At 36.8% G+C, this 21,126-nt stretch carries 20 protein-coding genes and 1 other annotated feature; of the genes, 14 read left to right on the top strand and 6 right to left on the bottom strand.

Annotated elements, in window-relative coordinates; genetic code table 11:
• Position 1: 1 nt before the first annotated feature.
• The 5 genes from B9N79_RS12500 to B9N79_RS12480 all read left to right on the top strand — a co-directional run bounded on the left by B9N79_RS12500 (position 2) and on the right by B9N79_RS12480 (position 4,648).
• The gene (locus tag B9N79_RS12500; RefSeq protein WP_040061255.1) at positions 2–1,234 is read left to right on the top strand and encodes an NRAMP family divalent metal transporter; all 1,233 of its coding nucleotides are present in this window, start codon (positions 2–4) and stop codon (positions 1,232–1,234) included.
• Between the two features lie 66 nt (positions 1,235–1,300).
• On the top strand, positions 1,301–2,092 hold the full coding sequence (locus B9N79_RS12495; RefSeq protein ID WP_040061257.1) for a putative hydro-lyase: 792 nt from the start codon (positions 1,301–1,303) through the stop codon (positions 2,090–2,092).
• 16 nt (positions 2,093–2,108) lie between these two features.
• The gene (pxpB, locus tag B9N79_RS12490; protein WP_040061259.1) at positions 2,109–2,870 is read left to right on the top strand and encodes a 5-oxoprolinase subunit PxpB; all 762 of its coding nucleotides are present in this window, start codon (positions 2,109–2,111) and stop codon (positions 2,868–2,870) included.
• Positions 2,867–3,868 carry a 5-oxoprolinase subunit C family protein gene (locus B9N79_RS12485; protein WP_046217578.1) on the top strand — a complete coding sequence of 334 codons (1,002 nt, stop codon included), beginning with the start codon at positions 2,867–2,869 and terminating at the stop codon, positions 3,866–3,868. Before pxpB ends, B9N79_RS12485 begins: the two co-directional genes overlap by 4 nt.
• A gap of 21 nt (positions 3,869–3,889) precedes the next feature.
• Positions 3,890–4,648, top strand: a complete 759-nt coding sequence (locus B9N79_RS12480; protein ID WP_040061263.1) for an IclR family transcriptional regulator — start codon at positions 3,890–3,892, stop codon at positions 4,646–4,648.
• Positions 4,649–4,697: 49 nt separating this feature from the next.
• On the opposite strand, the gene pdxR is transcribed toward B9N79_RS12480, so the two are convergent.
• The gene (gene pdxR / locus B9N79_RS12475) at positions 4,698–6,092 is read right to left on the bottom strand and encodes a MocR-like pyridoxine biosynthesis transcription factor PdxR (protein WP_158512821.1); all 1,395 of its coding nucleotides are present in this window, start codon (positions 6,090–6,092) and stop codon (positions 4,698–4,700) included.
• Positions 6,093–6,215: 123 nt separating this feature from the next.
• Here pdxR and B9N79_RS12470 point away from each other — a divergent pair, with 123 nt between their 5' ends.
• On the top strand, positions 6,216–6,668 hold the full coding sequence (locus B9N79_RS12470) for a GNAT family N-acetyltransferase (protein ID WP_085118438.1): 453 nt from the start codon (positions 6,216–6,218) through the stop codon (positions 6,666–6,668).
• A 141-nt stretch (positions 6,669–6,809) separates the two neighbouring features.
• Complete coding sequence (locus B9N79_RS26560; RefSeq protein WP_221410622.1) at positions 6,810–6,905, top strand: putative holin-like toxin; 96 nt, start codon at positions 6,810–6,812, stop codon at positions 6,903–6,905.
• Positions 6,906–7,345: 440 nt separating this feature from the next.
• On the opposite strand, the gene B9N79_RS12465 is transcribed toward B9N79_RS26560, so the two are convergent.
• Both B9N79_RS12465 and B9N79_RS12460 read right to left on the bottom strand, forming a co-directional pair.
• Positions 7,346–7,924, bottom strand: a complete 579-nt coding sequence (locus tag B9N79_RS12465) for a DUF2238 domain-containing protein (RefSeq protein WP_040061269.1) — start codon at positions 7,922–7,924, stop codon at positions 7,346–7,348.
• A gap of 20 nt (positions 7,925–7,944) precedes the next feature.
• Complete coding sequence (locus B9N79_RS12460; protein WP_085118436.1) at positions 7,945–8,511, bottom strand: DUF2238 domain-containing protein; 567 nt, start codon at positions 8,509–8,511, stop codon at positions 7,945–7,947.
• Between the two features lie 247 nt (positions 8,512–8,758).
• On the opposite strand from B9N79_RS12460, the gene B9N79_RS12455 reads away from it, so the two are divergent.
• Together B9N79_RS12455 and B9N79_RS12450 are read left to right on the top strand one after the other, a co-directional pair.
• On the top strand, positions 8,759–9,151 hold the full coding sequence (locus B9N79_RS12455; protein WP_046217575.1) for a nuclear transport factor 2 family protein: 393 nt from the start codon (positions 8,759–8,761) through the stop codon (positions 9,149–9,151).
• A gap of 171 nt (positions 9,152–9,322) precedes the next feature.
• Positions 9,323–10,396 carry a tartrate dehydrogenase gene (locus B9N79_RS12450; RefSeq protein ID WP_040061275.1) on the top strand — a complete coding sequence of 358 codons (1,074 nt, stop codon included), beginning with the start codon at positions 9,323–9,325 and terminating at the stop codon, positions 10,394–10,396.
• Positions 10,397–10,429: 33 nt separating this feature from the next.
• Here the strand turns inward: B9N79_RS12450 and B9N79_RS12445 are convergent, their stop codons facing one another.
• Positions 10,430–11,779 (bottom strand): amino acid permease, encoded by a 1,350-nt coding sequence (locus B9N79_RS12445; protein WP_046217574.1) that lies wholly within the window; start codon positions 11,777–11,779, stop codon positions 10,430–10,432.
• 50 nt (positions 11,780–11,829) lie between these two features.
• Positions 11,830–12,044, bottom strand: a binding site (T-box leader).
• Positions 12,045–12,232: 188 nt separating this feature from the next.
• Entirely contained in the window at positions 12,233–13,288 is a 1,056-nt protein-coding gene (locus B9N79_RS12440) for a M14 family zinc carboxypeptidase (RefSeq protein WP_040061279.1), read from the bottom strand.
• Positions 13,289–13,643: 355 nt separating this feature from the next.
• Here B9N79_RS12440 and B9N79_RS12435 point away from each other — a divergent pair, with 355 nt between their 5' ends.
• From B9N79_RS12435 to B9N79_RS12415, 5 genes are all read left to right on the top strand, one after another.
• Complete coding sequence (locus tag B9N79_RS12435; protein ID WP_085118434.1) at positions 13,644–15,017, top strand: efflux RND transporter periplasmic adaptor subunit; 1,374 nt, start codon at positions 13,644–13,646, stop codon at positions 15,015–15,017.
• 2 nt (positions 15,018–15,019) lie between these two features.
• On the top strand, positions 15,020–15,742 hold the full coding sequence (locus B9N79_RS12430; RefSeq protein WP_040061282.1) for an ABC transporter ATP-binding protein: 723 nt from the start codon (positions 15,020–15,022) through the stop codon (positions 15,740–15,742).
• Positions 15,723–16,862 carry an ABC transporter permease gene (locus tag B9N79_RS12425; RefSeq protein WP_040061283.1) on the top strand — a complete coding sequence of 380 codons (1,140 nt, stop codon included), beginning with the start codon at positions 15,723–15,725 and terminating at the stop codon, positions 16,860–16,862. Before B9N79_RS12430 ends, B9N79_RS12425 begins: the two co-directional genes overlap by 20 nt.
• Before the next feature lie 73 nt (positions 16,863–16,935).
• Entirely contained in the window at positions 16,936–17,604 is a 669-nt protein-coding gene (locus B9N79_RS12420) for a response regulator transcription factor (RefSeq protein WP_040061284.1), read from the top strand.
• A 13-nt stretch (positions 17,605–17,617) separates the two neighbouring features.
• On the top strand, positions 17,618–18,847 hold the full coding sequence (locus tag B9N79_RS12415; RefSeq protein WP_040061285.1) for a sensor histidine kinase: 1,230 nt from the start codon (positions 17,618–17,620) through the stop codon (positions 18,845–18,847).
• A gap of 389 nt (positions 18,848–19,236) precedes the next feature.
• Here B9N79_RS12415 and B9N79_RS12410 read toward each other — a convergent pair whose 3' ends face one another.
• Positions 19,237–21,126 (bottom strand): sucrose-specific PTS transporter subunit IIBC, encoded by a 1,890-nt coding sequence (locus B9N79_RS12410; protein ID WP_040061286.1) that lies wholly within the window; start codon positions 21,124–21,126, stop codon positions 19,237–19,239.

The following is a 21,126-nucleotide window of genomic DNA, read 5'->3' as shown; positions in this document are numbered from 1 at the left end:
ATTGGAGCCAAGGAAAAAAAACACACCAAAGAAAGAGCTTTCTGCTGCACCAAAAGTTAATTGGTCACTTATGTTAGGAGCGGCATTCTTAATGGCTACTTCAGCAATTGGCCCAGGATTTTTAACACAAACAACGGTTTTTACGCAAAAACTCGCAGCAAGTTTTGGATTTGTTATTTTAATCTCGATTATTCTCGATATTTTTGCTCAGACGAATGTTTGGAGAATTATTGCCGTTTCTGAAAAAAGAGGACAAGATATCGCAAATATGGTATTACCAGGCTTAGGCTACGTATTAGCTACGTTAATTGTCATTGGTGGACTTGCTTTTAATATCGGGAATATCGCTGGAGCAGGTCTTGGTTTAAATGCTATAACAGGTATTTCACCAACAACAGGCGCAGCTATAAGCGCAGTTGTTGCAGTTTTAATTTTTATTGTAAAAGAAGCTGGAAAAGCAATGGACAAAGTTACGCAAGTAGCAGGGTTTATCATGATTGGCTTAATGCTTTATGTAGCTTTTACAACGTCACCACCTGCTGGAGAAGCGGTCGTAAAAACCTTTGCACCAGACAAAATTGATTTTGTAGCAATTGTGACACTTGTTGGTGGAACAGTTGGAGGATACATTACCTTTGCTGGTGGACACCGTTTATTAGATGCGGGAGTCACAGGCGTAAATGCCTTACCACAAGTAACAAAAAGCTCGATTACTGGAATTTTAATTACGTCTGTTATGCGCATTGCTTTATTTTTAGCTGTCCTTGGCGTTGTGGCAAAAGGGCTCCCAATTGATTCAGGGAATCCTCCAGCATCCGTATTCCAACTAGCAGCAGGAAACATTGGGTACAAAATTTTTGGGATTGTCATGTGGTCTGCAGCGATTACTTCTGTAGTTGGAGCAGCTTATACCTCCGTTTCTTTTATCAGAACATTCAGTCAAAAAATCGATAAAAATACAAACTGGATTATTATTGGATTTATTATTATTTCTACTGCTTGCTTTGTTCTAATTGGAAAACCTGTTAAAGTACTTTTGCTTGTTGGAGCGCTCAATGGTTTAATTCTTCCTATCGCCCTTGGAACATTACTTATTGCGGCGTACAAAAAGAGCATTGTTGGTGACTATAAACATCCTTTATGGCTAACAATTTCAGGTGTCTTTGTTGTTGTTGTAATGGCCTTAATGGGTGGGTATACACTAGTTGATCAAATTCCACAGTTATTTAAGTAAGCTGAGCGCCTGCATGTAAAGACTATTGCTATGTGCAGGCGACTATTGTTTTAGGAGGAGATTTTAGTGGGAAACTTATCTCAAAAAACACCATCAGAAATTCGAAATTTAATTCGTGAAGGTAAACTTGTGCAGCCAACAGCAGGAATGGCAAACGGATATGCTCAAGCTAATCTAGCAATCTTAAAAAAAGAACATGCCTTTGATTTTCTTCTGTTTTGTCAACGCAATCCTAAATCTTGTCCTCTTTTAGATGTAACAGAGGTTGGCTCTCCTTTTCCAAAGTTCGCTTCATCGTCAGGAGATATTCGCACAGATATTCCAAAATACCGAATTTATAGAGATGGAGAACTTACGGAGGAAGTAACAGACATTACAGAGTATTGGGAAGACGATATGGTTGGTTTTTTAATTGGATGCAGCTTTACCTTTGAACATGCTCTTTTAAATAACGATATTTCAGTTCGGCATATTGAGGAAGAGTGCAACGTTCCGATGTATAAAACAAACATCCCCTGTGTTGAAGGGGGCATTTTCCGAGGGAATATGGTAGCAAGTATGCGTCCTATTCCTCACAAAGATGTGGTAAGAGCAGCACAAGTAACATCACGCTTTCCTTCTGTTCATGGAGGACCTATTCATATCGGAGATCCACACGTCATTGGTATTCAAGATATTAATACTCCTCATTTTGGAGATTCAGTGACAATTAAAGAAGGAGAAACACCGGTATTTTGGGCATGTGGCGTTACTCCACAAGCTGTTGCAATGGAAACAAAGCCATCTATTATGATTACGCATGCACCAGGACATATGTTTATTACAGACATTCGTGATGAGAAGCTTGGCGTTTTATAGAAAAAGAGGTGAAAATATGAGTTCAACAAAAACAGATTTAGTTCAGCAAGCAACACTTTCACCACTCGGTGACTCAGCTATTGTTGTTACATTTGGAGAACGTATTGACTATGAGATTCATAAGAAAATTAAAATGTTTATGGATACATTAGAAGTTCATCCATTTCAAGGATTTATTGAATGTGTTCCCGCATTTACAAATGTAACGATTTTTTATGAGCCACTTCAAGTTATAAAAGCAAATAAAGGGCGCACAATAAAAGACTTTATTTCACCTTTTGAAATCGTTTCAAGTCTTATAAAAGAAAAATTAAATGAAGTGTCTGACGAAGGGGAATTAAAACATCGTCAAGTGTCAATCCCTGTTTGTTATGGAGGAGATTATGGTCCGGACCTTGAGCATGTTGCTAACTATAATAATTTAGCGAAGGAAGAAGTCATTCATATTCATTCAAATGGAGAGTATTTAGCTTATATGATTGGTTTTGCACCTGGTTTTCCTTTTTTAGGTGGTTTATCTGAAAAAGTTGCAACACCAAGACGTTCGTCACCAAGAGCCTCTATTCCAGCAGGAAGCGTTGGAATTGCCGGAATGCAAACAGGCGTTTATCCCATTTCAACTCCTGGTGGATGGCAACTTATCGGTCAAACTCCTATCCAGCTCTTTCTTCCAAATCAAAATCCACCAAGCTTACTTCAAGCAGGAGATAGAGTGAAGTTCTTTTCTATCTCAGAAGAAGAATATGAAGAAATCAAGCGAAAAGAGGGAGAAAAATGAGCTTACGTGTCATAAAGCAAGGATTACTTACAACTGTACAGGACCTTGGGAGAAGAGGTTTTCAGAAATATGGAGTTATTGTAAGCGGTGCAATGGATTTTTACTCTCTTAGAATAGCAAACTTGCTTGTTGGAAATGACGAGAATGAAGCAGGACTGGAAATTACGTTAATGGGTCCTCTTTTACAAGTAGAAAAAGACTGTGTACTTGCTATTACAGGAGGGGATTTGTCTCCAACTGTCAATGATGAAGCTATTCCCATGTGGAAACCGATATTTGTGGAGAAGGGGAGTACCATTAAATTCGGTCAATGTAAAAGGGGCTGTCGAGCGTATTTAACGGTTAAAGGAGGATTTAAACTTGAGCAAGTTTTAGAAAGTAAAAGTACGTATTTACGCGGTGAGATTGGTGGATTCAAAGGAAGAGCTCTAAAGGAAGGGGACGAATTGCATTTTGCCCATGGATTAAATGGAATACCATCCTTTTTAGCTCAAAACATTGTAGAAGGGGTCGTGACGTCTCAATGGTCTGTTCACTATGAAAAATTTGTTTCACTAGCAAATAATGACAGCATTCGAGTTGTACATGGCAGTCAATTTGACTTTTTTTCTCCAAAAAGTCAGCAAGAATTCACAGAGAATCCTTTTAAAGTATCAACACAGTCAGATCGCATGGGGTACAGAATGGAGGGACCTTCCCTTCAACTAAAAGAGGAGAAAGAGCTTTTATCAGAAGCTGTATCTCAAGGATCCATTCAAGTTCCTCCTGACGGAAACCCCATTATTTTATTAGCAGATAGACAAACAACAGGAGGATACCCTAAAATTGCCCAAGTCATTACAACTGACTTGCCACTCATTGCTCAGAAAAAACCTGGTGAATCTGTTACTTTTACCTATGTGTCTTTAAAAGAAGCGGAAGAGCTCTATTTGGAAAAGGAGCAAGAACTTTATAAATTAAAGATGGGTATTCTGTTAGCTTCAAAAAAGTTAGAGTAGGGACATAAAGGAGAAGAGAAAATGCAAGCAAATAATAAAACGGTTATTAAATCTATGCAAATTTTAAATCTTTTTATTAAGCATTCTAAGCTTACTTTTACAGAAATGCTAACTTACTCAGAAATTCCAAAAACATCGCTACATCGTATGGTTGGTTCACTTGAAGAAATGGGATTTTTAGCAAAAGATAAGGACGGCTTTTATTCTTTAGGGCTTCTTTTTTTACAGTTTGGACAACTTGTTGCAAATCGATTAGATATAAGAATAATTGCAAAACCCATTATGGAACAGCTTCGAGATGATGTAGAAGAAGCGGTAAATTTAATTATTAAAGATGGAAACGAAGCAATGTATATCGAAAAAGTAGATACACTTCAACCTGTTCGACTATACACTTCTGTTGGAAGGCGATCTCCTCTTTATGCAGGAGCCTGCTCTCGTATTATTCTAGCTTATTTGCCAGAGGAAGAACGAGAAGCCTACCTAGAGCACATAGAGCTAGAACAAATTGGAATTGGAACAATTACAAATAAAGAAAAATTAAGAGAAATATTAGCGGAATCAAAAAGGGAAGGCTACACAGTAAGTATTTCAGAACTTGAGAATTATACAACAGCAGTTAGTGCTCCTGTTTTTAATCATAAAGGAGAGGTGATAGCAGGCCTTAGTATTGCTGGAATTGAAGGAAGGTATGGAGCAGAAAGGCTCCCAATCCTTATTAAAAAAGTCACTTCAGGAGCACACTTGATTTCTAAAAAGCTAGGATATAATATTCCATAAAGCCCCTATATGCTAAGGATATAGGGGTTTTTCGAGGATAGGAGAAATCCTACATCCATACTTCAGACAACATGGAAACTCCTTGTTGAATCTCTTCCTCAGACAACGATCCGAAGCCTAATAATACAGTCCCTGTTTCACATTGAGCTTTTCTTTTCCAATAAGGACTTGTTGGATAAACTTTAACGTCTTTTGAAAAGGCTAATTTAATAAGTTCTTCTTCACTTTTCCCGTACACTTTTACTAATATATGTAACCCTGAACATTCCCCTAAGATCTCAAATTTATTAGAGTCAAACCTTTTAGTGATTTCTGCTATAAGAACAGTATGCTTTTTTCGGTAAGCATTTCTCATTCTCGCAATATGTTTATTTAAATAATTTGTCTTCATAAAAGCTTCCATAATCCACTGTTGTAAGCGAGGAACAGTTTGTTCATAAAGAGAGAAGCGCTCTTTATAGATACTTAATAAAGGAGAAGGAAGTACGATGTAGCTCATTCGCATTGAGGGAAGAAAAAGTTTAGAAAAAGTACCAAGATAGATGACTTTCTCTGCTTCATCCATCCCTTGAATCGCTTGGATAGGTTTTCCTACATACCGAAATTCACTATCATAATCATCTTCTATAATAAAAGAATGATGGTCTCTTGCCCACTGAAGCAGCTGTTTACGCTTTTTCTGCGTCATAATGACGCCTGTTGGAAACTGATGAGATGGTGTAACGTAAACAGCATAAGGATTAATTTTGTAAAGTTCTTCAATACTAAGTCCATCATTTTTTATAGGAATAGGCTCTACATTTACATTCAAATTTTCAAATATAATTCGAGCTCCGTTGTAGCCAGGTTCTTCTAATCCTATTAATTTGTCTGGCAGATTTAAAATTTGAGAAAGCAGGATTAGGCTTTGTTGTGTTCCAGAGGTAATAATAATTTGTTCAGGAGCACACTTGACACCTCTTGAATTTATTAAGTAGTGATGAACCTCTTTGCGAAGACCAAATTCTCCTTGGACATCTCCATATGTAAACAATTCTTGTTGCCTCTCAGCGTAGATGGCATTTGCGATGTTATGAAAAGTTTTAGCAGGAAAAAGGGTAGAGTTTAATGTTCCATAGCGAAAATCATAGCGAGGTGAAGGCTTGTATTCTACTTTCCTATCCTCTTCTGAGGAATGTGGAAAAGGGAAAATATCCTCTATCTGCTTTTTTACGTATATCCCGCTTCGTGGTTTCCTCTCGATAAAGCCCTCATCAGCGAGTAAATCATAAGCGAGTGAAATGGTATTGTTGCTAACATGCAAATGTCTGGCAAGACCTCTAATTGAGGGAAGCTTACTACCGAAAGGAATTTTTCCTTCCATAATTTTTGTTCTTAAGTCGTCGTATACTTGAACATATAAAGGACCACTATTTTTCTTTATAAAGGGAGTTATATGAACCAATGTAAAAACCTCCATTATTCTGTATCTAAATAATTTTTATAAACTGTCTCTTTTGTGAGCAATGAGGGATTTTTATAATAAAAGTTATAGAAAATCAAGCGTACGCTTTAGGAGGGAAACTATATGAATTCTATTACGATTCGTTTAGTAATTCAAGAAGATGTTTTGAAAATGGTTCCATTAATGAAAGAGTATATTGTTGACTTTTATCAAAGAAAGCAGCCAATTGAAAAAATCAAGCAACATTTTACATATTTACTAGCACATCAAAATCAAGGTGTGCAATATGTTGCCGAGCATAAAGGAGAGCTTATTGGTTTTGCAACTCTCTATTTTTCATTTAGCACGCTTAGTTTACAAAAGAAAGCTATTTTGAATGATTTATATGTTTCTCCTTCATATCGAGGAAAAAAAGTAGGAGAGCGGCTTTTTCAAGCATGTTTTACATATGTTAAGGAACATGAATATGGGGGTATGACATGGGAGACGGCAAAAGATAATGTTGTAGCTCAAAAACTATACGCAAAAATGGGAGGGGTAGAATCACAGTGGAAGCATTACGAACTGAATATGTGAGAAGAGGAAAACATCTTTAAAAAACAAAACTATTCACCAGAAAATATGTTCGCTTTTATGAAAAGATAAAGGCCTATATGATATAATGATAGAGTACAGTTTTTTAGGGTGAGCAGCGGTACTCCCGGAGTAAAGGGGGTGGTGCCCTGCATGTTGACTGTGTATGAAGCGATGACAATTGCTATTTCGTTATCTACTCTTGTTGTTGCGATTATTGCTGTCACGAAAAAAAAGTAATATCACCCTTTAGCCCTACTAAAGTATAAAGGGAGTTATTACTTTTTTCAGTACTCTTTATATGATATATGGACCACTGCTCTTCTAGCAGTGAAACTGTACAGAGAGCGTTGGTTGCAGCCAGCGCTCTTTTATTACCTTCATTATAACCCCATTTTTTAATGAATATCAACCATTTAAGTCTTGATTCCTATTGTGTATATTCTTTATGTGTGTTTAGTTTTACAATTCTGACTGAAGGATCTTTTTCGCAAGAAACATAAACTGTATACATTTGGAAAATATCATGATACACACCATAAAGATGTCGTAATATTACTTTTCTGATATTACGATAATACTGAGGGAGAGGGTTAGACATTTATCTATCTAAGTCTTTTTTTACAAATATAAACTTCCTGTAGTCCTTTCTTTAAGTGTAAGATCTTAAGTAAAGGGGGTTAGTTCAATTTATTCTTTTTCACTTTTGTCCGTATCCCTGCCCATATTGCGATGATAAGACCTCCAACTGCATCAGCAACTAAATCAACCATCGTATCTTTATTTCCGCCTCCTTGTAGAGTCATTCCAAAGAGTTGATCTGAACTAAATTCATAAATCTCCCATAGAATCCCCCCGAGAGCAGCAAAAGAAAAAACAAAGAGAAAAATAAACCATGCGGATATACTTTTCCCTGCACTTCTATGTATGAGTCGTTCATACAAAGCAATCGCAAGAAAAGCAATAAGAGCTCCACTTATTAAATGTAAAAATGTATCCCACCAACCTAGTCCATACCATCCTAAAATAGAACCTAAATATTGTGAGCAAAATAAGAAAATTAAGTAAGAAATAACAAGAGGTAAATTAAAGGTAAACTTAGTAAATAGAGCAAGTAGAAGAGGAATGAGCCCACAGATAACCCCTCCTATAGCAACCAATGCTTTAAATGATTTATCATCTATATAAAGAAATACAGCTAAACTCCCCATGAAAATGACATAAATGATACTCAATAGTAGAACAAGTTTGCGATTCATTTTTACACCTCCATATTTATTTATAGTGTTTTTCTCCGTACTATAGAATAAATTGCAACGAGGAGACCTCCTACTATTCCTATAATCATGTCATACATAGTATCTGTATTGCCTCCTGATTGCATTGTACGTGTAAACGTTAAATCTCCTACAAACTCATAAATTTCCCATAAAGCTGTAGCATTTACTGAAACAGAAAGCACGAAAAGGAAGAGGATCCATTTAGAAACATGGTCTCGCGTTTGTTTAGGGATACATAATTTATACAGTGAAATGGCTATAGCGCCCATAAAGATCCCTTTATAAAAGTGAAGAGTCGCATCCCACCATTTAAAGCGGCTATAAAATTCTTCAATAGAACCTAAAAATAACGTGCAGAAAAGAAAAAGATAATAACCGATAATAATCAAAGAGGGAAAAGGGATGTTTTTTGAAAACAACAATAACAGAGGTAACGCACTTACAAATATGCCTCCTAGCGATACTTCCCAACGAGAAGAGTCGTCTTTAACAAGATAAAAGATAAATAAAGCGGTCATAAAAATTACAAAAGCTATACTGAGAATTAAGATTAATTTCTTTTTCAATTTATCACCTTATTCAATAAATTACGGGAATTAGGATTAACCTCTAAGTAGAAATTTTATTTTTGAACTCTTGTAAATTATGTCCAAATTATCAAGAGATTACTCTTTTCCAAGAAGTAATAAAGATAAGTAAACTTTTTACTTATCTTACTTTCCTACAAGCTCATATTTTTCCCCTTCCTCTTTTGTTATGCTAAGTTGTTAATTAGGAAAAGATATAGTAACTCTGGAGGAAAAAGGAGATATTATGGAAAACTTGGAGAAGTATTTTATGCTATTTGATCAATCTAGAACAAGTGAGGAAGCATTTGAACAGCTTGCTGATTTATTTACAGATGATATGGAGTTTGTGCTAAATGGCTACAAGCAGGCTGGGATTAAAAACTGGCGCAATTTTGTGAAGATGGTTTATACAGAAAATAAAGATCTCAAACATATGTATCAAGGATGGGAAAAAGTTCAGGGAGATGAAACGCGTACATATGAGACCCGGTGGGCCGTTTGTGGAAAGCGGGCTTCTGGAGAAGTTTATACACAAGCAGGCAAAGATATAGCAAAGCTAGATGAGGATGGGAAAATCACTTATCTCGAAAATGTTCCTGACAATACAAAGCTGTTTCAAACATATAAGAAAGACTAAAAGAGCATGCATTCGTGCTCTTTTTTATGTTGTTATAACTAAAAATTAAGAAAAGTGTTGCTTGAAAGGAAATTCATCTATAAAATAGGAGTAGATACAGTCGACCGGATACTGTGTTGATTAATATCTCCATTATGAAAGAGTACTTCATTTAAAAGAGGGGGAGAGAGAATGAAAACATTCAAAATTGCTTCTATTCCAGGAGACGGAATTGGAAAAGAGGTTGTTCCAGCAGCTAACAAAGTTTTGAAAACGATTGCAGATATTCACGGAGGGATACAGTTTAATTTCACAGACTTTCCATGGAGCTGTGAGCATTATTTAGAACATGGAGAAATGATGCCAGAAGATGCACTTGAGCGATTACAAAACTTTGATAGTATCTTTTTAGGAGCCGTTGGAAATTTAAAACTAGTTCCAGATCACATTTCATTATGGGGAATGTTGATTAAAATTCGCCGTGAATTTGAACAAGTCATTAATATAAGACCAGCTAAAGTATTAAAAGGAATTCGTTCACCGCTCCTCAACCCTAAAGATTTTGATTTAATTGTTGTGCGCGAAAACAGTGAAGGAGAGTATAGCTCTGTTGGCGGAAACATTTATAAGGGAGAAGACGAAATTGCCATTCAAAATGCTATTTTTTCAAGAAAAGCGACTGAAAGAGCGATGCGCTTTGCTTTTGAATTAGCGTCTAAAAGAAAAAAACATGTTACAAGCGCTACAAAGTCAAATGGAATTTATTATTCTATGCCATTTTGGGACAGCGTTTTTGAAGATGTTTCAAAAGATTATTCAGAAATCCAAACAGATTCTCAACATATTGATGCGCTCGCTGCTTTTTTCGTTACTCGTCCGCATCAGTTTGATGTTATTGTTGCTAGTAACTTATTTGGAGATATTTTAACAGACTTAGGTGCTGGTATCATGGGAAGCGTTGGAGTTGCTCCAGCGGCAAATATTAATGTTAACGGAAAATACCCTTCCATGTTTGAGCCTGTACACGGATCAGCTCCTGATATCGTTGGAAAAGGAATAGCTAATCCAATTGGACAGATTTGGACAGCTAAGATGATGTTAGATCATTTTGGAGAAGAAGAGTTAGGAAGCGTGTTATTAGACGTTGTAGAAAGCGTTACAAACGACAGTATTTTAACACCTGACGTTGGCGGGAATTATACAACAGAAGAAGTAACAAATGAGATTATAAAGAGGTTAAAGATCGTTGAGAAGCAAGGAGTATAAAAAAGAGGTTCCTATAATAGGAACCTCTTTTTATTATGCACGATGTTCTTTTTTGACAAAGAATGAGCATATAACCATTAAAATAAGGAATGTTACACAAGCAATTGAACTTAGACGATTAGTCTCACTAAACAAGAAAGTAACAAAGCTAATGCTTAACACTAAGACAGCGAAAATAGTTAAATAAGGGAAGCCCCACAGTTTAAAATAAGGCTCATTCTTATATGATGGGCGAAGCTTTAGCTGTGCTAAGCAAATACAAATCCATACAAGTGAAACAGTGAAACCCGGAAGTGCGAGAAGATATGTGAATGCTTTATCAGATAATAAATAAACAACATATGTGCCAAAAAGCAAGACAACAACGGTAACTAACAGGCTAAAAATCGGAACACCTTGTTTATTTACATATGACAAGCGTTTTGGTGCCCCACCTGTTTGAGCAAGCGAGTGCATCATTCGTGTACAACCGTAAATACCAGAGTTTGCGGCTGAAAGAACAGCTGTTAATAAAATAAAGTTCATAATATGTGATGCACCTTGAAGCCCAACCGTTTCAAATACTTGAACAAATGGACTTGCATTTGCATCGATCTCATTCCACGGAATCAATCCACAAATAATTAAGATTGGAAGAGTATAAAATAAAACAACGCGCACAAGCACACCTTTTACAACACCAGGCAGTACTTTTTCTGCATTTTTTGTTTCTGTAATCGTAAGACCAATAAGCTCTGATCCACCATATGAGAAAAGAACAACAAGAAGTGTCGCAAATACAGCCGTCCATCCATTTGGAACGAAGTCTGTATAGTTGTGTAAGTAATGCTGAGCGCTATTATCGCTTGGAATCAATCCAAGTAAAATGGCTCCTCCTACAATAATGAAAGCAATAATAACGAAAATTTTAATTCCTGCAAACCAGAACTCAATTTCTCCAAACGATTTTACACTTGTTACATTAATTAAAATTAACACAAGAGAACAAATTAGACATAACACCCATAGCGGAATGGATGTAAACCAATATTGCAAGAAACTACCTGCTGCAATTACTTCAATAACACAAACAGATAGCCACATGAAACAGTAAATAGAGCCAACAATAAAGGAAAAACGAGTGCCAAACGCTCTTTCAATTAAGTCTTTCATGTTGTGACCAGGATAAGCAATAGCCATTTCTGATAAGGCGCCCATAATGATAAGAAGAAGTAATCCTGCAAACAAATATGGAAAGATTACGGCTGGTCCAGCTAGTCCAACAGTATCGGCACTTCCTTTAAAAATGCCTGTTCCAATCATACCTCCAATTGCAATCATTCGAATGTGACGCGGCAATAGTTGTTTCTTAAGTTGAGTTGACGACGTGTTGTGTTCTTTCATGCTTTCCTCCCAAGGTTATAAATTCATAAAAAAGTCCCTGCTGAGTTTTCAGCAGGGACGAAATTATCGCGGTACCACCCTAAATTGTAAATAAATATTTACCTCTTTATTTATGTTAACAGTTTTACCCGTCTTTGCTCATGTTAATAGAGAAAGAAGCTCAAGGAGTGAATTTCATTTTTAATCTTTGTGTTAACTTTCACCATCCGTTAACTCTCTAGTACAGGGAGATTAAAACTACTAATGTTCCTTTCATTGCCTTTTGCATTATGAAATTATTATTCTACGTATTTTCTTATAATAGTAAATGTTTAATACGATGTCAATGGTATTATTTTCGATAAAGAAGGAAAAAGGCTTTTAAAATTTTCAAATTGAAAGAAAAAGGCTTTTAAAATTGACATATTGAAAGAAACCGAAAGGAGAACTTTCGGTTTCTCTTTGACGAGAGGACTACTCATCATTTTGACGGTTTGTTTGTGTTGGTAGTGTATCCCAAAAACTTGTATCCTCTTTTTCAATTGAGCGGTCTGCGATTGCTCGAACGGTCGCATCTAATGTTGAAACGGTTTGCTTAATAAGGTAGCCGTTGCTTTTTTGGCCAAGAGCATAAGATTCAATATAGTGGTCAGACATACCACGCATTTCAAACAAAAGGGTAGCAACGCCGTAGCGAAGGGCGATTCCATTTCGCCCAATATTAGCTCCAGAGCCACCGTTATATTGCCCAATGTGCCCCCATCCTTTAGGCTCAAGTGTGTTGTAGACAACAGAACCTAGCTTTTTTGATTTTTCAACAACTTCAGCGTCTACTTCTGAATTTGTTGGGTAAAGAATAGAACCTGAAACAAGTTCACCGTTTGTCTCACTAAGCGTTCCCTGGTGGTGAAGATCAATCATATAATCGATCGGATATTTTTCTAGCACGTTCTCATATAAGAACTTGGCTTCTGGTTCCATTTCCCCAATATCTTTTGCATGTTCACGATTTAGATCAACATTGTTTGCATTATAGCGTGTTAAATGCCGGTCTCCATCTGCTATATAATCCTCAAGCGAGAAGTTTACATCACCCATTGCTCCATCTGCATTTAACATCGGAATGATAAGGATGTTTACATTGTCTAATACACCTTTCGTTTTGCCTGTTCCTAAATGTTTAATAAAATCTAAAGCGCCTTCTGTTGTAAGTTGCTCATTTCCATGCTGCTGCGTTAAAAATAAAATTGTGGGATTGTCGGGATTTGATATATATTTTGCCATATAAATATCGCGACCTTTTACCGTTTGCCCAATTACTTCAAGGTCCATGGCAGATTGCTTTTTATCTTGTTCTTTTAAATAACTGACCATACTTTCGTATGTATGTAAAATGGACGTCTGAACAGATCCATTTCCAGCATTCGGCCCATTTCCAACCGCACTAGCAGGTACAGCTACAGCTGTTACGGTTCCTAATGCCATTATACTTGATAGAGAAAGAGATAAAATTTTCTTTTTTAACGTCATCAATCATTCCCCCAAATCTAGTTTTATATCTTAATTTTAATAGGTTCAAAAGAGGAATGTAATAGAGCATCTCTACTATTGTTTAGACAAATTTCACGCAAAAAAGGCGAAAAATGAAGAAATATAGAGAAATAAGGCTTAATCTTAGAAAGCTCTATATTCGATATAGGCTTTAAAAAGACAATATTCTCCATTACTTATAAGTAAAAACATTTTTTGGAAAATATCCTTTATTTCTTAAGGAAATCTTAAGGAATCACCTGCATACTAGCTTTATTCCAAAAAAACAGCGTGAAAAGGAATCAAAAAATAAAACGTTTTAAGCGGAACAAAGAAAGTTGGAGGAGAAAAGGAAATGAAAAAATGGATTATTGGTTCTGTCTTAGTAGCAACGGTAGGAGGAGGAAGTTGGTTCTTTCTACATAATGAAGAGCAACCTCAAATGGCGACTGCTACTGTTCAAACATCAACGGTAAAAAAAGGAGACTTAGAAGTAAATGTTACAGGATCTGGTTCTGTAACGACGATTACAGATCAAGATGTGACAGCGGCGAACACTTTATTAGGTGTGAAAAGCGTAAGCGTTGTGTCAGGAGAAAGTGTGAGTAAAGGAGATACGCTATTAACTTTTGAAAACGGGGAGACGATAGTAGCTCCATTTGACGGAGAAATTACCTCTGTTGGGATAACGAGCGCAAGCAGTGTATCTGAAGGAACTGTCTTACTCCGAATAGAAAATGAAGATGGTTTTATTTCTCCTATTACAAGAGGAAATGGAACGACAATTGATACAACATCATCTGAAACAACAACAGAAAGTGAAAGTAACTCAGGAGAAAATAGTGAAGGGCAAAACGGAGCCGAAACCGAAAGTGCGGCTGGAGAAACAGGAGGAACTTCATCTACTGAAGGAGCAACTACTGAAGAGAGTGGAAATAATTCAGGAGGAAGTGGACTTATTGTTGATACTGTAAATGTTAAAGAAGGGCAGACGGTAAATAAAGGAACAACGCTTATGACTTTCACAGACGGAAGTATTTTACAAGCTCCATCTAAAGGAACAATTACAAGTCTTGCTGCTGGGAGTGGTGACTCTGTTCAAGGCTCAACAACAGTTGCACATATTACTGATTACAGTTCTCTTGAAACAACGATAAGTGTTGATGAACTCGATATTACAAATATTGAAGAAGGACAGAGTGTAGAAGTTACAACAAGTGCATTTCCTGATGAAAAATTTGAAGGAACGGTAACAGAAGTTGCTTCAGAAGGGACATCATCAAATGGAGTATCGACATTTGATGTTACAGTGCAAATTACAGATCCAAAGAATTTAAAAGTAGGCATGTCAACAGAAGCAAGCATTGAAGTTGAAAGTAAACAAGGAGCTCTATATATACCTGTTGAAGCCGTCTACGAAAGTGGAGACGAGAAATATGTTCTTGTCCCAACAAGTTCAAGTGACTCTTCTCAAACAACAAAGAAAGTAACAGTTGAAACAGGAATTTCTAACGATACAAGCGTTGAAATTACAAAAGGATTATCGGAAGGAGATACAGTTCAAATTCCAAAGGTTAGCTCAAATCAAACTTCTTCTCAAGATGAGAAAGCAATGATGAAAGGTGGCTTTGGAAACGAATCTGGTGGAGGAATGTCAGGAAATCCAGGACAGGCACCAAATGGAGGACCTTCTTCTGCTGGTGGACGTGGACAAGGAGGCGGGCAATAAAGATGACAGAGCCTCTTATTGATGTTCGTTTAATGAAGAAGACGTATAAGCTTGGGGACGAAACCGTTACAGCCCTAAAAGAAATTTCGCTTACAGTTGAAAAAGGGGACTTTGTTTCGATTATTGGCTCATCAGGTTCTGGAAAATCCACATTTATGAACATGATTGGCTGCCTTGATCGTCCAGATGCTGGAGAGTATTTATTAGACGGTGAAGATGTTGGAAAAATGAAGAGTTCTCAGTTAGCTTCTATTCGCAATGAAAAGATTGGATTTATTTTTCAAAACTTTAACCTTTTATCAAAATTAACAGCTATCGAAAATGTTGAGCTTCCTCTTGTGTATCGTGGAGTAAAAGTTACAGAAAGAAGAGAAAAAGCTTTGCAAGCTCTAAAAAAGGTAGGCCTTGGAGATAGGTGGAATCATCTTCCTTCCCAGCTTTCAGGCGGTCAGCAGCAGCGTGTTGCTATTGCTCGAGCCCTTGCTGGAGATCCTCCGCTCCTTTTAGCTGATGAGCCAACAGGAGCGTTAGATCACAAAACAAGTGATGATATTTTAAAAATTGTGAAGGATTTACACGAGCAAGGACACACGATTATCTTAATCACCCATGATTTAGAAGTAGCCAAAAAAGCAAGCAGGATTGTGCATATTCATGATGGCGAGCTTTATGAAGAAAGGAGGGATAAACGTGAACTCCATCTCCATGGCATGGAAAAGCATTAAAGGGAACAAAATAAGGGCGTTTTTAACAATGTTAGGTATTATAATTGGGGTTTCGTCTGTGATTGTAATGGTCGCCATTGGTCAAGGTTCAACTCAAGAAGTACAAAGCCAAATTGGCAGTTTAGGTAAAGATGTTTTGACTGTAAGTATTACAGGATCAGATGTGACTTTTAAAGAAGATGATGCAAAAGAGCTCGAAACAGTAAACGGAGTAGATGCTACAGCTCCGACTGTTTCAGGACGTGTAACAGCGAAGAACGGAGAAACAAATACCCAAGTGTCCATGACAGGGACAACATCTTCTTATTTAGATGTCCGAGATTTAGAGCTTCAATCTGGTCGCTTTATTGCAGCCCTTGATCAAGATAACCATTCCAAAGTAGCTGTTCTTGGTTCAGACACAGCACAGACGCTCTTTGGATTAGGAAATGCAGTTGGACAATCTATAGGGATTAATGGTTCATCGTATAAGGTGATTGGAGTTCTTCAATCTGTTGGTAGTTCATTAGGAACAAGTGGAGACAGTACGGTTATCGTTCCGTTAAGCACAGGCCAACGTTTAGCTTCAACAACAAGCATTGAGTCTGTATATGTGAAAGTTCGTGATGAAGAAAATATAAACTTTATTACGAACAGACTTGAACAAACAATGCGGGGAGTTATTGGAGAAGAAGACAGCTATAGTGTATCAAGTCAGGAAGATTTAATGGAAACAGCAGACTCTGTTGATAATACTTTAACTCTTCTGCTTGGGGGAAGTGCTGCTATTTCTCTTATTGTAGGAGGAATTGGAATTATGAATATTATGCTTGTATCTGTTTCTGAACGAACAAAAGAGATAGGAATTCGAAAAGCCATTGGAGCTAAAAGAGGAAATATTCTTCTTCAATTTTTAATTGAAGCTGTAATTTTAAGTTCTTTTGGAGGACTAATTGGTATTGGATTAGGACTAGTAAGTGCAGAAGCTTTCACAAAGATAACAGGGACAGCTGTCGTCTACTCGGTTCCTGTTATCCTAATGTCCTTTGCTTTTTCTCTTCTAGTCGGTATCGTTTTTGGCGTATTTCCAGCAAACAAAGCTTCAAAACTAGATCCAATTCAAGCTCTGAGATACGAATAAAAAACAAAGCGATCGTATATACTGCGACCGCTTTGTTTTGGTATGATGATAAATAGTAAAGGAGAGAACTGCAGTGCGCATACTTGTTGTAGAAGATAATCGATCGCTTCTTGAGTCGATTAAAAGTATTTTATCAAATGAATTTGAAGTTGATGGAGCAGAGAATGGAGAAGATGGATTGTTTCTTGCTCTTCAAAATATATATGATTTGATTGTTTTAGACGTTATGCTGCCTGAAATGGACGGATTTGAAGTGATTCAACATATAAGAGAAGCAGATATTCGGACACCTGTTTTATTTCTAACAGCGAAAGATTCTTTGGAAGACCGTGTGAAAGGACTTGATTTTGGGGGCGATGACTACCTTGTTAAGCCATTTCAAGCTCCTGAGCTACAAGCTCGAATTCGTGCTCTTTTGCGTCGAAGCGGGAGTTTAACGAGAAGTCAAACAATCCGTTATAAAGGGATCGAATTGTTTGGCAAAGAAAAAGAAGTAATGATAAATGAAACTCCTGTTAGATTAACATTTAAACAATACGAGATGCTTGAATACATTATCCAAAATAAAGGAGCTATTCTAACAAAAGAGCAACTTTATGATCGTGTATGGGGCTTTGACTCTGATACAACAATTGCTATTGTTGAAGTGTTTGTTCATCATCTTAGAAAGAAAATGGAACCCTTTGGATATCATAAGGACTTACAAACTGTACGTGGCATTGGGTATATGTTGAAGGAATAATAGGGGTGGATTTATGTTTCACAAAACTAGGCTTAAACTTACAATTGTAAACTCTCTTGTCTTTATTATTTTGATGGGGATTCTTGCGGTTATTATTTACTCTTATGCTGATTCTCGGTTAAATCGAGATGTTAATAATGACTTGCAACATTCTGCTCAACGCTTCACAGATGTAAGGGGAGAAGAGACTCCTCGAATTGAAAAAGACCCTCGTATGATTGTTCTCATTTGGAATGATGAAAATGAAATCATGAATCAGTTAGATAGATTATCGCCTATTTTTGCAGAAAATGAAAAAGAGTTCGCTCCTACAAAACTAGGCGAGTTTCAAGAAATTGAGGCAGAGGAGTTCTCATTTCGTGCTCTTTCTGTTCAAACAGAAATGGGCAAAGAGACGGTAACTGTTCAATTTGTTCGAAATGTAACGTCTGAGCAAGAAATGCTTCATACTCTTTTCCTGCTTCTCCTTGTAGGAGGGATTATTGGCAGTATCTGTGCAGTTGGAGCAGGATTTCTACTAGCAGGACGTGCGCTTGTCCCCATTAAAGCGGCCTGGCAAAAACAGCAAGACTTTGTTTCAGATGCTTCTCATGAATTAAGAACACCGCTTGCCGTTATCCAATCACGAACAGACTTACTTTGGAAATCTCCGTCTGCCACCATTCAAGAAAAAGCAGTGGATATCTCGTTGATTTCAAAGGAAAGTCGGCGCTTGTCTAAACTTGTTGGCAATTTACTAATGCTTGCACGGTCTGATTCTGGAAGTTTAGAAATGGAGAAAGAGACCTTTTCATTAAGCATTTTGCTAGAGGAACTTCATGAATACTATGAGGAACTTGTATCTTATCAAGGTAAATCTATTATGATGAGGATAGAGGACTCACTTCATTTTAAGGGAGATAAAGAACGAATTCATCAACTAATGATCATTTTATTAGACAATGCTTTGAAATTCACAAATAGTGATGGACGCATTGAAGTATCTTGCCGTGAAACAGCTTCTGCTATCAATATAGAAGTAAAAGACAATGGAATCGGCTTACGAGAAGAAGAAATTCCGAAAATCTTCGATCGGTTTTATCAAGTGGATAAAGCCCGATCAGACGAAGGTGGAGCAGGACTTGGTCTTTCTATTGCTCGTTGGATCATCGATAAACACTATGGAAAAGTGAAGGTAACAAGCAAACTAGGAGAAGGAACAAAATTTGAAATTACGTTCCCTAAAAATCAAAGAACAGGATAGCACAATTTAGAATATGATGTAGAATGAGCAGGAATTTAAGGACACTTTGGAAAATATAATGTAGATAAGGCTAAATCATTATAAGATTTATTATTGCTTATATATAGTAAATCCCCTTATGTGATGGATGTACAGTGATTCTTAAAAAGTCTATGAGGAGAACAGTAAGTAAAAAGAATATGGAGGTTTACAATATGAATATATTGAAAGACCTTAATAGTATCGTATGGGGAGGAATATTATCTTTCATACTAGGATTTCTTGTTCTTACTATTATTCAAAAAATTGTTTTTGTTTTTCTCCCTAGTGTTTAAACTTCAACGAGTATTTTGAATATTTTTATAACGAAAAGAGTAGATATTGTTATCTACTCTTTTTGTTTGAAGAGGCTAACTAAGTTGAACAGCGAGTACTGTTTCTTTACTGTGTTTTCTTTTTGGTAATACTTCTTTGACTGACGGAAGTCCAGAAGGGATAATAACAGGCGTAATGGATGAAAGACCTGCTTGTTTAATTACGTCTAAATCAAATTCCATAATCAGCTGACCGGCTTTTACCGTATCTCCTGTTTTGATATAGGACGTAAATCCTTTGCCTTTTAAGTTCACTGTATCAATTCCTATATGAATTAATAGTTGGGTACCGCTTTCATGTTCTAGGAAAATAGCATGTTTGGTTTCAGCTACAAGACCGACTGAACCGTCAAATGGAGCATAGACTTTTCCTTCTGACGGTTGAATAGCCATTCCTTCTCCCATTTGTTTTTGAGCAAAAACAGGGTCTGGAACCTCTTCTAATTTAATCACTTCTCCTTTAATTGGAGAAGGAATTTCTAGCGATGTGAGCGAGTTGTTTATTTTATTGACTGTCTCCTTTTCTTTTATCTTTTTGTTTAGAGAGCTTTCTTGAGGTGCATCTTTATACCCGAATAACCATGTGAGAGTGAATGCTACGGTTATTGCTACAACATTTGTTAAAATATAAAGAAAAAGTTGACCATTCAAGTATAAGAGTGTACCAGGAATTACAGTTACGGCCATACCTGTTCCAGCTAAGTCGAAGAAGGAAGCAAGAAATCCCCCAACAGCACCGCCAATTAACCCCATAATAAATGGTTTCATAAAGCGTAAGTTAACTCCGAAAATAGCAGGTTCTGTAATTCCTAAAAAAGCTGAGAACGAAGAGGGGAGAGCTAGTGCTTTTAACTTTTTATTTTTTGTTTTTAGTCCTACTGCTAAACAAGCAGCACCTTGGGCAGCCATTGCAGCTGTAATAATGGCGTTAAACGGATTGTTTCCATACTTCTCAAGGAGTTGGATTTCTAAGAAATTAAAGATATGATGAACACCTGTTACAACGATAATTTGATGAAAGAAACCAATTACAAGTCCTGCAATTCCGTATGGCAAGTTGAGCACAGATGTTGTGCCTGTTAACACCCATTCTTCTAGTGAGTGGAAGATAGGACCAATCGCAAAAAGTCCTAATGTAATCATAACGGCTAGTGTAATAAAAGGAGTTAAAATAAGGTCTAACGCTTCAGGTATGCGCTTTCTTAATGCTTTTTCAAATTTCGCTCCAATTAAACCAATAAAGAAAGCAGGCAAAACAGAGCCTTGATAGCCGACAACTGGAATAAAACCAAACATTGTTAACGCTTTCTCGGTACCTTCTGCAACAGCATAAGCATTTGGCAGGGCAGGATTTACTAACATGAGTCCAAGAACAATTCCAAGTACAGGACTTCCTCCAAAAACGCGGAACGCAGACCATGCAACAAGAGCAGGTAAAAAGGCAAAGGCTGTATCTGTTAAGACTTGCGTATATAGAAGGAAGTTTGGCGGAATATCTTTAGGTGTCGCTCCGAACCATGAAAGGATTTCATCTTGAGTGAGCAACCCTCGCAGGCCCATAAACAATCCTGTAGCAACTAATACAGGGATAATAGGAACAAAGACATCTCCAAACGTTCGAACTGCTCGTTGAAAAGCATTTCCTTCTTTTTTCACATCTTTTTTTGAGGAACTTTCAATTCCTAGCTTTTCGATTTCTTCAAAAATACGATTGACAGTACCGGTTCCAAAGATGACTTGAAACTGTCCTGAATTGAAGAAAGCTCCCTTTACTTTATCAATATTTTCAACTTTATCTTGATCAATTTTCTCCTTGTCATGAACCATAATTCGAAGGCGAGTAGCACAATGAGCAAAAGATGCGATATTTTCTTTCCCACCAATCGCTTCTAATACTTCTTTTGCAATTTTTTGATTTTCAGACAT

Origin of the sequence: Priestia filamentosa, from assembly GCF_900177535.1 — a bacterium.
GTDB lineage: Bacteria > Bacillota > Bacilli > Bacillales > Bacillaceae_H > Bacillus_I > Bacillus_I filamentosa.
This window is presented reverse-complemented; position numbering and strand designations above follow the sequence as displayed.

Bases quoted from the DNA above. Each gene is read 5' to 3' on its own strand.
- B9N79_RS12430 (WP_040061282.1), top strand. From the start codon at position 15,020: ATGACAGAGCCTCTTATTGATGTTCGTTTAATGAAGAAGACGTATAAG.
- B9N79_RS12485 (WP_046217578.1), top strand. From the start codon at position 2,867: ATGAGCTTACGTGTCATAAAGCAAGGATTACTTACAACTGTACAGGAC.
- B9N79_RS12435 (WP_085118434.1), top strand. From the start codon at position 13,644: ATGAAAAAATGGATTATTGGTTCTGTCTTAGTAGCAACGGTAGGAGGA.
- B9N79_RS12465 (WP_040061269.1), bottom strand. From the start codon at position 7,924: ATGAATCGCAAACTTGTTCTACTATTGAGTATCATTTATGTCATTTTC.
- B9N79_RS12415 (WP_040061285.1), top strand. From the start codon at position 17,618: ATGTTTCACAAAACTAGGCTTAAACTTACAATTGTAAACTCTCTTGTC.
- B9N79_RS12445 (WP_046217574.1), bottom strand. From the start codon at position 11,779: ATGAAAGAACACAACACGTCGTCAACTCAACTTAAGAAACAACTATTG.
- B9N79_RS12470 (WP_085118438.1), top strand. From the start codon at position 6,216: ATGAATTCTATTACGATTCGTTTAGTAATTCAAGAAGATGTTTTGAAA.
- B9N79_RS12455 (WP_046217575.1), top strand. From the start codon at position 8,759: ATGGAAAACTTGGAGAAGTATTTTATGCTATTTGATCAATCTAGAACA.
- B9N79_RS12480 (WP_040061263.1), top strand. From the start codon at position 3,890: ATGCAAGCAAATAATAAAACGGTTATTAAATCTATGCAAATTTTAAAT.
- B9N79_RS12450 (WP_040061275.1), top strand. From the start codon at position 9,323: ATGAAAACATTCAAAATTGCTTCTATTCCAGGAGACGGAATTGGAAAA.
- B9N79_RS12425 (WP_040061283.1), top strand. From the start codon at position 15,723: ATGGCATGGAAAAGCATTAAAGGGAACAAAATAAGGGCGTTTTTAACA.
- B9N79_RS12410 (WP_040061286.1), bottom strand. From the start codon at position 21,126: ATGTCTGAAAATCAAAAAATTGCAAAAGAAGTATTAGAAGCGATTGGT.
- B9N79_RS12440 (WP_040061279.1), bottom strand. From the start codon at position 13,288: ATGACGTTAAAAAAGAAAATTTTATCTCTTTCTCTATCAAGTATAATG.
- pxpB (WP_040061259.1), top strand. From the start codon at position 2,109: ATGAGTTCAACAAAAACAGATTTAGTTCAGCAAGCAACACTTTCACCA.